Source organism: Derxia lacustris, from assembly GCF_002105195.1.
GTDB lineage: Bacteria > Pseudomonadota > Gammaproteobacteria > Burkholderiales > Burkholderiaceae_E > Derxia > Derxia lacustris.
The window spans coordinates 67,183-78,307 of record NZ_MUHU01000020.1 but is presented as its reverse complement, the minus strand read 5'-3'; the positions used below and the strand labels follow the sequence as shown (position 1 = coordinate 78,307).

General features: G+C 71.3%; 9 protein-coding genes. 5 read left to right on the top strand and 4 right to left on the bottom strand.

Annotated features, from left to right (window positions below; genetic code table 11):
• Positions 1-237: 237 nt before the first annotated feature.
• Positions 238-2,076, bottom strand: a complete 1,839-nt coding sequence (gene lnt / locus B9P64_RS15510) for an apolipoprotein N-acyltransferase (protein ID WP_139826334.1) — start codon at positions 2,074-2,076, stop codon at positions 238-240.
• 53 nt (positions 2,077-2,129) lie between these two features.
• Positions 2,130-5,345 carry a bifunctional [glutamate--ammonia ligase]-adenylyl-L-tyrosine phosphorylase/[glutamate--ammonia-ligase] adenylyltransferase gene (glnE, locus tag B9P64_RS15505; RefSeq protein WP_085316990.1) on the bottom strand — a complete coding sequence of 1,072 codons (3,216 nt, stop codon included), beginning with the start codon at positions 5,343-5,345 and terminating at the stop codon, positions 2,130-2,132.
• 140 nt (positions 5,346-5,485) lie between these two features.
• On the opposite strand from glnE, the gene B9P64_RS15500 reads away from it, so the two are divergent.
• Both B9P64_RS15500 and tldD read left to right on the top strand, forming a co-directional pair.
• Positions 5,486-6,310: a carbon-nitrogen hydrolase family protein gene (locus tag B9P64_RS15500; protein WP_085316989.1), complete on the top strand. Its 825-nt coding sequence runs from the start codon at positions 5,486-5,488 to the stop codon at positions 6,308-6,310.
• A gap of 37 nt (positions 6,311-6,347) precedes the next feature.
• Positions 6,348-7,823, top strand: coding sequence for a metalloprotease TldD (tldD, locus tag B9P64_RS15495; protein WP_085316988.1), 1,476 nt, complete (start codon positions 6,348-6,350; stop codon positions 7,821-7,823).
• Here tldD and B9P64_RS24510 read toward each other — a convergent pair.
• Entirely contained in the window at positions 7,775-8,062 is a 288-nt protein-coding gene (locus B9P64_RS24510) for a hypothetical protein (protein ID WP_139826333.1), read from the bottom strand. The two genes, tldD and B9P64_RS24510, sit on opposite strands and share 49 nt — an antisense overlap.
• A gap of 93 nt (positions 8,063-8,155) precedes the next feature.
• Between B9P64_RS24510 and aroG the strand changes: the two genes are divergently transcribed.
• Both aroG and B9P64_RS15485 read left to right on the top strand, forming a co-directional pair.
• On the top strand, positions 8,156-9,220 hold the full coding sequence (aroG, locus tag B9P64_RS15490) for a 3-deoxy-7-phosphoheptulonate synthase AroG (RefSeq protein ID WP_085316987.1): 1,065 nt from the start codon (positions 8,156-8,158) through the stop codon (positions 9,218-9,220).
• A gap of 72 nt (positions 9,221-9,292) precedes the next feature.
• Positions 9,293-9,835: a cyclic nucleotide-binding domain-containing protein gene (locus B9P64_RS15485; protein WP_085316986.1), complete on the top strand. Its 543-nt coding sequence runs from the start codon at positions 9,293-9,295 to the stop codon at positions 9,833-9,835.
• A gap of 9 nt (positions 9,836-9,844) precedes the next feature.
• On the opposite strand, the gene B9P64_RS15480 is transcribed toward B9P64_RS15485, so the two are convergent.
• The gene (locus B9P64_RS15480) at positions 9,845-10,414 is read right to left on the bottom strand and encodes a cob(I)yrinic acid a,c-diamide adenosyltransferase (protein WP_085316985.1); all 570 of its coding nucleotides are present in this window, start codon (positions 10,412-10,414) and stop codon (positions 9,845-9,847) included.
• A gap of 248 nt (positions 10,415-10,662) precedes the next feature.
• Between B9P64_RS15480 and B9P64_RS15475 the strand changes: the two genes are divergently transcribed.
• On the top strand, positions 10,663-11,085 hold the full coding sequence (locus B9P64_RS15475; protein ID WP_085316984.1) for a hypothetical protein: 423 nt from the start codon (positions 10,663-10,665) through the stop codon (positions 11,083-11,085).
• The last annotated feature ends 40 nt before the right edge of the window (positions 11,086-11,125 follow it).

Genomic DNA, 11,125 nt, shown 5'->3' with positions numbered 1-11,125 from the left:
CGGGGTTCGGCCCCAGCCGGCGCTGTCGTGGATGCCGAGCGCAGGAGGTAGACGGTGGCAAACCGCGCAGCGGTTTAGGTCTGCCTGTTTGAGGACCGCGTAGCGGGCCGAGTTGGCAGACCGGGCCGACGGGCTACCGAACGGAGCGAAGGGCAGCCGCGCCGTTCAGGCGCGGCCATCCGCGTCAGCGCCGGCTGGGGCCGAACCCCGCCGACCGCCGTCCCAGCAAAACGAGCTTCAACCCCGCTGCCGAACCCGCAACGCCACCACCGCCAGCGCCACCACCCCAAGCAACGCCAAATCCCCACCCCGCGCATACGGCGTCAGCCCCGTCATCCCCTGCACCGTCCCATCCAGCACGCCTTCCTTCAGCGCCGGCAGCACCGCCTGCACCCGCCCATCCGGCCCGACGATCGCCGTCATCCCGGTATTCGTCGCGCGCAGCATCGGCCGGCCGGTTTCGAGCGCGCGGGCGCGTGAGGCGAGCAGGTGCTGCGGCAGCGCGGCCGAGTCGTCGAACCAGGCCAGGTTGCTGACGTTGAGCAGCACGGTCGCGTCGGGCAGGCCGGGGCGGTCGAAGCGGGCGGCGATTTCGGCGCCGAACAGGTCTTCGTAGCAGACGTTGGGCGCGATGCGCTGGTCGCGCACCTGGATGGGCGGCTGGGCTTCGGCGCCCGAGGTGAAGTCGTCGAGCGGCATGACCATCGCGTCGACGAACCAGCGGAAGCCGAACGGAATGAATTCGCTGAAGGGCACGAGGTGGCGCTTGTCGTAGCGCTGGCCGCCGTGCGCCGGGTTCACCGTCCAGCGGCTGTCGGCGTCGAGCGCGACCACGCTGTTGAAGTAGCTCAGCCGGCGCGCGGTGGGCGAGGCGAGTTCGGCGAGCGGCACGCCGGCCAGCACGGTGGCGTCGCTGCGCGCGGCGTGGTCCTGCAGCGCCTGGATCCATTCGGCCGGCACCTCGGGCATCAGCTCGGGGATGGCGGTTTCGGGCATGACGATGAGCTGCGGCGGCGCGCCGACCTGCACCTGATCGACGCCGGCGAGCCGCGCATAGGTGGCGAGCTGGGCGGCGAGCTGCTCGGGCACGAACTTCATGTCCTGCGGCACGTTGCCTTGCAGCAGGCGCACCCGCAGCGGCTCGCCAATGGGCGTGGTCCAGGCATGGCCGCCGAGCGCGTAGCCGCCGCCGAGCAGCGCGAGCGCCACGAGCGGCGCGACGCCGGCATTGCGGCCGCCGCCCAGGCCGAAGCTGGCGCCGGCGCGGAAGTTGAGCCCGCCGCCCTCGAAGCCGGCGGCGCCGCGCGCGCTGGCGCCCGGTCCGCCGGCGCCGAAGCCGCCGCGCCCGGCAAAGCCGCCGCCCGAGCCGCCAAAGCCGCCACCGCCGCCCGCGATGCCGCTGCCGAACACGCCGCCGCGTCCGCTCGCCGCGCCCAGGCTCAGCCGGCCGTCCGCGCCTTCGAGCAGCGCGACCAGCGCCGCCGCGACGAAGCCCGCGAGCGCATTCACCGTCGTCTGGCCCAGCAGCGGCATCCAGCCGGCGAGCGGGCCGTCGACATGCGCCAGGCCGCTCGCAATCCACGGAAAACCGGTGAACAGCGTGCCGCGCAGCCATTCGCTGCCGCCCCAGAGCGCCGCGAACACCAGCACCGACGCAAATCCGCCGCGCGCCGCGCCGCGCCCGAGCAGCGCCGCCCAGGCGCCGGTGGCCAGCGCCGGAAACAGCGCCAGATAAGCGCAGAACACGGCGGTCGCCGCGCCGGCCAGCAGCGGATTCATGCCGCCGTAGTGATGCATCGAGATGAAGACCCAGTTCACGCCCACGCCAAACCACGCGAGGCCGAACACCAGCCCGAGCCGCGCGGCGGCCCACGGCCCCGGCGCCCGGCCGGCGCGCCAGACCAGCAGCGCCAGCGCCACGAGTTGCAGCCACCACAGCGGCTCGGCTTCGAAGGCGACCGCATGCAATCCGCCGGCGACGGCGGCGAGCGCGCTGTTGGCGCGGCCGTTGCCGACGGCCGGCGGGGTGAAGTCGATGCGCCCGTCGCTGCGGGATTGGAGCAGGGTGATCTTCAAGGTCGTGTGGCTTGGGAGGAGTCGGTACGGGCGCCGGCGTGGCGCCGCGCGGATCAGTCGGGCAGGCGCGCCGTCGGGCCGAGGCTGGCGTCGGGCGCGGCGGCGCCAAAGACGATGTCCCAGGCGCGTGTCACGGCGTCGCGCTCGGCGGCGTGGCTGTCGGGCGGCACGCGGCTCGGGCCGGCGGCTACCTCCACCGCGAGGCGCAGCCGGTGCTGTTCGGCGCGGAAATGGCGGTAGGCGTCACCGACGCGCGCGGCCAGCTCGGCCGGCAGCAGGTCGTGGCTGGCGGCGCGCGCCAGCAGCGCGATGTTGCCGGCGTCGTCGGCCAGCTCGGGAAAGCGCTGGGAATGCACCAGCACCAGCGCCTGCACGATGAATTCGATGTCGACCATGCCGCCGCGGTCGTGCTTGAGGTCGAACAGCGCGGTCTTGTTGGGATGGCCGTCATGCATGCGGCGGCGCATCGCGACGATCTCGGCGAGCGTGGCGGCCGGGTCGCGCTCGGCGGTCAGGATGCTGCGGCGCAGCGCCTCGAAGCGCCGGCCCAGCTCGGCATCGCCGGCACAGAAGCGCGCGCGGGTCAGCGCCTGATGCTCCCAGACCCAGGCGGTGTTGCTGCTGCCGTGGCCGGCCTGATAGCGCTCGAACGCGGCCCAGCTGGAGACGAGCAGGCCGGCATTGCCGTTGGGGCGCAGCCGCATGTCCACGTCGAACAGCCGGCCGGCGGCGGTGTGGGTGGTGAGCCAGCTGAGCAGGCGCTGGGCGAAGCGGCCGTAGATTTCCTGCGCGCGCTCGGCAAAGGCGGCGTCGTCCGGCTCGCGGAACAGGAAGATCAGGTCGAGGTCGCTGGCATAGCCGATCTCGCGTCCGCCGAGCTTGCCGTAGGCGATCACCGCAAAGCCGGGCCGGTCGGGCAGCGCGATGGAGGTCGCGGCGCGCACCTGCTGCCAGCAGGCGTCGAGCGCGGCACCGACGATGGTGTCGGCCAGATCGCTGAGCGCGTCGGCGAGTTTTTCGACGGTGAGGCGGCCGGCGAGGTCTTCGGCCAGCAGGCGGAAGGTCCAGAGGTGCTGGGTCTCGCGCAGCACGTCCATGCGGCGCTCGATGTCGGGCTGGCCGTCGGGCAGCACGGTGGCGGCGAGGCGGGCGTCGAGCGCTTCGCGTTCGGCGCGCCAGTCGACGGCCAGCGCGGCGCGCTCGGCGAGCAGTTCGTCGAGCAGCAGCGGGCGCGCGCGCAGATAGGCGGCGGCCCAGGGCGAGGCGGCGAGCACGGCGGCGACGCGGTCGAGCGCGGCCGGGTATTCGGCCAGCAGCACGAGGTAGGCGCTGCGGCGCGCGATGGCGTCGAGCAGATCGGCGAAGCGGGCGACCAGCGCGGGCGGATCGTCATGCCGCGCGGCGATGGCGAGGATGCGGTCGAGCAGCGGCAGCAGGCGCTCGCGGCTGGCGTCGGGCAGGGCGCGCAGGCGCGGCGAGCGGGCCAGCGCGGCGAGGCGGTCGGCGACGGCGGCGGGCTGGGCGTAGCCGTGCGCGGCGAGGGCGGCGGTGGCGGCGTCGCGGGCCAGGGTGGCGCTGTCGTCGGCGGGGGCGGTTGCGCTGGCGGTGGCTGCGGCGGTGCGCGCAGGTGCGGCGGCGAGGCCGGTGCCGGCCGGCGCGGCGGCGAGCGCCGGGAACCAGTCGCGCGCGAGTGCGGGCGGGGCGGCATCGGCGTCTGCGCCGGGTGCGGCGGGCGCTGCACTTGCCGTGGCGGCAGTCGGCCGCGTCGTGCCGCTGTTTTCGCCATCGCGGTCGGTGGCGAATACCGCATCGAACACGCCGGCGACGAACTCGCGCAGCCGGTCGAAATCGGCGAGCAGCGCGGCGGCGTCGGCCGCGCCCATCATCGCGGCGACCCGCGCGCGGCCCTCGTCCGAGGCCGGCAGATGGTGGGTCTGCGCATCGTCGATGTACTGCACGCGATGCTCGGCGCCGCGCAGCCAGTCGTAGGCGGCGATCAGGCCGTCGACGGTCGCGCGCGGCATCAGGCCGAGACGCGCGAGCTGGTCGAGCACGAAGCAGGTCGGCCGGCATTGCAGCCGCGGCTCGCGGCCGCCACGGATCAGCTGGAACACCTGGGCGATGAACTCGATCTCGCGGATGCCGCCGCGCCCGAGCTTGACGTCGAGCGCCAGCGCCGGCCGGCGCGCGGCGCGGGCGGCGCCCTCGGCGCGGATCTGCCGGTGCAGCTCGCGCATCGCGCCGATGGCGCCGAAGTCGAGGTATTTGCGGAACACGAAGGGCCGGCGCAGCGGCTCCAGCTCGCACTCCAGCGCGGCGATGTCGGGCGCCGGCGCGCTGCCGCAGCTGGCCGCGACGATGCGCGCCTTGATCCAGGCGTAGCGCTCCCATTCGCGGCCCTGGACGTGCAGGTATTCCTCCAGCATCGCGTAGCTGGTGGCGAGCGGGCCGGCGTCGCCGTTGGGGCGCAGCCGCATGTCGACGCGGAACACATAGCCGTCGCCGTCCAGCTCGGAAATCATCCCCATCACGCGGCGGCCGAGCTGCACGAAGAACTCGTGATTGCCGATCGGCTTGCTGCCGCCCGCGGTCTCGCCGCGCTCGCGGTACATGAAGATCAGGTCGATGTCGGACGACACGTTCAGCTCGCCGCCGCCGAGCTTGCCCATGCCGATCACGATGAAGGGCTCGGGCGCATCGCCGCCGTCGGCCGCGCGCGGCGTGCCGTGGATGGCGGCGAGGCGGTCGTAGGCGAGGTCGGCGGCGCGCTGGATGGCAAGCTCCGCCAGCGCCGACATGGCGGCGGTCACGTCGGCCAGCGTCCAGCGGCCGGCGAGGTCGCCTTCCATCGCGCGCAGCAGGGTTTCGGCGCGCAGCTGGCGCAGGGCGCGGCGCAGCAGGGCTTCGCGCGCGGCGAGGTCGGGCGCGGCGGCGCCGGCCGGTTCGGCGAGCAGTGTGTCGAGCCGGTCGGCAAGTTCAAGCCGGAAGCGCGCGAGCGGGGCGGGTGCGCCGGCCCAGGTGGTCGGCGCCGGAGCGAAGCCTGCCGCGACCACCAGCGCGCCGTCGCAGGGCGAGACCGGCGCGTCGCCGTCGTCGGATAGCGCGCCGGCGCCCTCGGTCAGCCAGCGCGCCCGCGCCGGATCGGCGGCGATCAGCCGGCGCGCCACATCGCTGAATTGCGGCGCCAGCGGCGCGGTCGGATCGGCGGCGCGGGCGGGCGCCAGAACGGGCAGATCGGGGGCGCAAACCGGGGCGGCAACTGGCGGCATCTGACGAAAATCCCGAGGCGGGCCGGGGCGCCGGAGCGCGCAAGACCCTGTGCTAGATTGGACCGAAGCATTCTAGGCGCGGCTCTTGCACGGGCTTGCGCTGCCGTCATTCCCTGTATGGCTTCCCACCTCGCCCGCCCATGACCCAGTCCGCGCCCTTCATCGTTGCCGCCTGCCAGACCGTGTCGGGCACGCGCGTCGAAGACAACCTCGCCGCCGCCGGCCGGCTCGTGGCCCAGGCCGCCGAGTCGGGCGCGAAGCTGGTGGCGCTGCCCGAATACTTCTGCCTGATGGGCGCGGCCGACGACGACAAGGTGGGCATCCGCGAGCCCTTCGACGCCGCCAGACCGGCCGGCCCGATCCAGCAATTCCTCAGCGACACCGCCGCCAGGCACGGCATCTGGCTGGTGGGTGGCACGGTGCCGCTCGCCACCGACGACCCGGCCCGCGTGCTCAACACCACCCTCGTCTACGGCCCGGCCGGTGAGCTGGTCGCGCGCTACGACAAGATCCATCTCTTCGGCTTCCGCAAGGGCGAGGAGAGCTACGACGAATCGCGCACCATCGTCGCGGGCGATGTGCCGGCCAGCTTCGACGCGCCGTTCGGCCGCGTCGGCCTGTCCATCTGCTACGACCTGCGCTTTCCCGAACTTTTCCGCGCGCTCGGCGATCTGCGTCTCATCGTGCTGCCGGCGGCGTTCACCTACACCACGGGCAGCGCGCACTGGGAAGTGCTGCTGCGCGCCCGCGCCATCGAGAACCAGTGCTATGTGCTGGCGGCGGCGCAGGGCGGCAAGCATGAGAACGGCCGCCGCACCTGGGGCCATTCGATGCTGATCGACCCCTGGGGCAATGTGCAGGCCGTGCATGCCGAAGGCGAAGGCATTGCCGCCGGCGCCATCGACCTCAAGATGCTCGACTCCACGCGTACCAACCTGCCGGCGCTCAAGCACCGGCGGATGTGATCTTTGACTGGCGGGCCCGGTGCCCGCGGAGGACCAGATGAAACTCGACGACAGCGCCTTCGGGCCGATGAACCTCGCCCGCGCGACCCTGCTCGACCCCTTCGGTCTCGACGAGGGCAAGCTCATCACCGTGCTCGGCACGATGTTCGACCACCGCGTCGACTATGCCGATCTCTACTTCGAGTACACGCGCGCCGAGGGCTGGTCGCTGGAAGAAGGCATCGTCAAGGCCGGCAGCTTCAACATCGACCAGGGCGTGGGCGTGCGCTCGGTGGTTGGCGACCGCACCGCGTTTGCCTACTCCGATGAAATCTCGCTGGCTGCGCTCGACCGCGCCGCCAAGGCCACGCGCTCGATCGCGCGCGCCGGCCAGTCGGCGCGCACCAAGATTGCCGGGCGCAGCTTCGGCGGCCTGCAACGCCGCGACCTGTACGGCACGTTCGATCCGGTCGCCTCGCTGCCGTCCGAGGAAAAGGTCGCGCTGCTGGAGCGCATCGAGAAGATCGCCCGCGCGAAAGACCCGCGCATCGTGCAGGTGATGGCCAGCCTCGCCGGCGAGTACGACGTGGTGCTGGTCGCGCGCCATGACGCGCAGGGCCCGCTCATCGCCGCCGACGTGCGCCCGCTGGTGCGCATGTCGATCACCGTGGTGGCCGAGCAGAACGGCCGCCGCGAGACCGGCAGCAGCGGCGGCGGCGGCCGTTACGACTTCAGCTATTTCACGCCCGAGCGCATTGAGCAGTACGCGAGCATCGCGGTCGCCCAGGCGCTGGTGAACCTCGACGCGCAGCCCGCGCCGGCCGGCAACATGACCGTGGTGCTCGGCCCGGGCTGGCCCGGCGTGCTGCTGCACGAGGCGGTCGGCCACGGGCTTGAGGGCGACTTCAACCGCAAGGGATCGAGCGCCTTTTCGGGCCGCATCGGCGAGCGCGTGGCCGCCAAGGGCGTGACCGTGGTCGACGACGGCACCATCGCCAACCGGCGCGGCTCGCTCAACATCGACGACGAGGGCAATCCCACGCAGTGCACCACCCTCATCGAGGATGGCGTGCTCAAGGGCTACATCCAGGACACGATGAACGCCCGCCTGATGAAGATGGGCGTCACCGGCAACGCGCGCCGCGAATCGTTCGCGCACCTGCCGATGCCGCGCATGACCAACACCTACATGCTCGGCGGCGACCGCGATCCGCGCGAAATTGTCGAGAGCATCGACCGCGGCCTGTACGCGGTGAACTTCGGCGGCGGTCAGGTCGACATCACCAACGGCAAGTTCGTGTTCTCGGCCAGCGAGGCCTACTGGGTCGAGAACGGCAAGATCCAGTACCCGGTGAAGGGTGCGACCCTCATCGGCAACGGCCCCGACGCACTCACCCGCGTGAGCATGATCGGCAACGACATGGCGCTCGACAGCGGCGTGGGCGTCTGCGGCAAGGACGGCCAGAGCGTGCCGGTCGGCGTCGGTCAGCCGACGCTGCGCATCGACGGGCTGACCGTCGGCGGCACGGCCTGAACCGTGATGTGCGCGCTGTTCGCGCAGGCTGGCTGCTCATCGCACGCTTGCGCGCCGTCAGGGATGACGAGCGGTGCGCCCGGCTTTTTCGCGATGAGAAAAATCGCGGCTTGTTTCACCTGGGCGATGGTGTTTTCATCGCCCGCCTGAGATCGCCATGAACAACGTCGCCTACTACTTTTCCTTCTTTTTCTGGTTTCCAACGCCGCCGGCGAAGGGAAGGAACTGACGCGACTCACGCGACTCTCCAAAAACCGCCGGCCAAAGCCCGGCGGTTTTTTTTTGCCGTCGGCCCGCTGCCTCGGCCTCCGCTCCGCCCCCAAGGAACTGCCATGACCCACAGCACCGATGACGTCCGCATCAAGGAAATTCTCGAACTGACCCCGCCGGCCCACCTGATCCGCGAATTCCCGTGCTCGGAAAAGGCGGCGGCCACGGTCTACGGCGCGCGCCGCGCCATCCACAACATCCTCGAAGGCACGGATCGCCGGCTGCTGGTCATCATCGGTCCGTGCTCGATCCACGATCCGGTCGCCGCGCTCGATTACGCGCGCCGCCTCGCGCCGCTGCGCGAGCGCTATCAGGACACGCTGGAAATCGTCATGCGCGTGTACTTCGAGAAGCCGCGCACGACGGTGGGCTGGAAGGGGCTCATCAACGATCCGCACATGGACAACAGCTTCAAGATCAACGACGGCCTGCGCCGCGCGCGCCAGCTGCTGCTTGAGATTGCCGAGCTGGGCCTGCCGGCCGGCAGCGAATTCCTCGACATGATTTCGCCACAGTACATCGCCGACCTGATCTCGTGGGGTGCGATCGGCGCGCGCACGACCGAAAGCCAGGTGCACCGCGAGCTGGCCTCGGGCCTGAGCTGCCCGGTCGGCTTCAAGAACGGCACCGACGGCAACATCAAGATCGCGGTCGATGCGATCAAGGCGGCGGCGCATCCGCACCACTTTCTGTCGGTGACCAAGGGCGGGCATTCGGCCATCGTGGCAACGGCCGGCAACGGCGATTGCCATGTGATCTTGCGTGGCGGCAAGAGCACCAACTTCGACGCCGCGAGCGTCGATGCCGCCGCCAAGGAGCTGGAAAAGGCCGGCCTGCCGTCACGCGTGATGATCGACTTCTCGCATGCCAACTCCAGCAAGAAGCACGAGAACCAGATGCTCGTGGCCAAGGACGTAGGCGGTCAGATCGCCGCCGGCGAGGATCGCGTGTTCGGCGTGATGGTCGAAAGCCACATCGTGGCCGGCCGGCAGGACCTCGTGGCCGGCAAGGAGCTGTGCTACGGCCAGTCGATCACCGACGCCTGCATCGGCTGGGACGACTCGGTGGCGCTGCTCGACGGGCTGGCCGCGTCAGTGGCCGCTCGCGATCAGCTTGAAGTGGACTGAGCCGCGCTCCTACACTGGCCTCGCGGTCGTCCGCCGGACGACCGCAGATGGACTACCGAACGGGAACGCGCCTTGACTTCGCTGACCAGCTACCAGGATCGCCTGCGCCACATCGGTTGCCGCTACGAAGGCTCGGCGGCGCCCTATGCGCCGCAGATTCACGCCCTCGTGTCGCGCTCGCCGATGCTCGAGGACCGCACCGTCGACGAGGTGCGCCGGCTCGCGCTCTACATGGATCTGTGGTCGGCGCCGGCCGGCACCTGCGTCATCACCGAAGGCGAGCCGGGCGATTTCATGCTGCTGGTGATCGGCGGTTCGGTCGAGGTGGTGAAGCGCGACCGCTGGGGCATGGCCAAGCGCATCGCCATCGTGCGGCCCGGCGAGACGCTGGGCGAGATGTCGATGCTCGACGGCGAGCCGCGCTTCGCCTCGTGCCAGCTGCTCGAGGACGCCACCTTCGCGGTGCTGCATGGCCAGCATTTCGAGCGCCTCATCAACGACGATGCGCCGCTCGCCTCGCGCATCCTGCTCAAGCTCAACCGCATGCTGTCGCAGCGGCTGCGCCAGACCGGCGCCAAGCTCGTCGCCTACATGGAAACGATGCGCACGAACTGAGCGGCGCGCTCAGCCGGCGTCGGGCGCGCGCTGCTGCCACAGCACGTCGGGGCGGCCCAGCTCGGCATTGAGCCGGCGTGCCACCACGAACAGCCAGTCGGACAGCCGGTTGATGTATTGCCGCACCGGCTCCGAGACCGGCTCGACATGGCCCAGATGCACGATGGCGCGCTCGGCCCGGCGCGCCACGGTGCGCGCCAGATGGGCGCTGGCCGCCGCCCGGCTGCCGCCCGCCAGCACGAAGTTGCGCAGCGGCGGCAGCGCCGCGTTGTCGCGCTCGATCCAGGCTTCCAGCCGCGCCACCTGGGCTTCGGCAATCACCGGATGACCGGGCAGCGACAGCTCGCCGCCCAGGTCGAACAGGTCGTGCTGCACCCGCACCAGTTCCTGCGCCAGCGTGGCAAAGCGCGCGTCGCCGTCCAGCTCGCAGATCAGCAGGCCGAGGGCGCTGCCGCATTCGTCGATGTCGCCGAGGGCGGCGATGCGGGCGGCGTCCTTGGGCACGCGGCTGCCGTCGGCCAGGCCGGTCAGGCCGGCATCGCCGCTGCGGGTCACGATTCGGGAAAGTCGGTCGGCCATGGCAACTCGCGGAGAAGGGAAGCGTCGAAGACCACGCGCGGCACGGCGCGGTTCCGCCGCCGGCTGCGGGCAGGCAATGGCGCAAAGCTTGCACACATCGCCTGCCGGCTGCGATTGCGTGTCGGTCACGAGGCGGAATGTCCGTCTTGTTCGAGGTCAGTCATCGCGTTGTAACGACTGACAATTCGTCCGGCGTCATTCAGGATGGAAGCAGACTTGCGGGTCGTCGATTTCGCTGCGATCGAGAGATGAAGATGATGATGGCGGGCATGGTGGTGGAAGGCTGGGGGCTGCGCAGTGCCGAGCGCGCGCTGCTCAATGCGCAGGCAACGCTGCGGCTGGTGCTGCTGCTGGCGGTGGGCATCGGCTGCTGGCGGCTGGCGGGCATGCCGCTGGCCGATGGCCTGATGTTCGGCCGGCTGGGCGGTGCGCCCTGGCTGCTGGCGTTCGCGCTCGCGGCCTTCGGCTGCTATCACCTGCGCGGATTGCGCCGGACGGTCGACCGCTGCGGCGATTTCGGCCCGATGTGGCCGTTCTGGTCGATGGCCGGGCTGGGCGTGTTCATCGACGTGACCGCCGAGCTGCTGTTTCTCACCGTGCTGTTCGAGGTCTATCAGGCCCGCACGGCGCTGGTGCTGGTGCCGGTCCGGCGCTGCCAGCCGCAGCGCTGACACGGCCGGAGCGCCCGCCTTGCGCGGGCGCCCGGCAAAT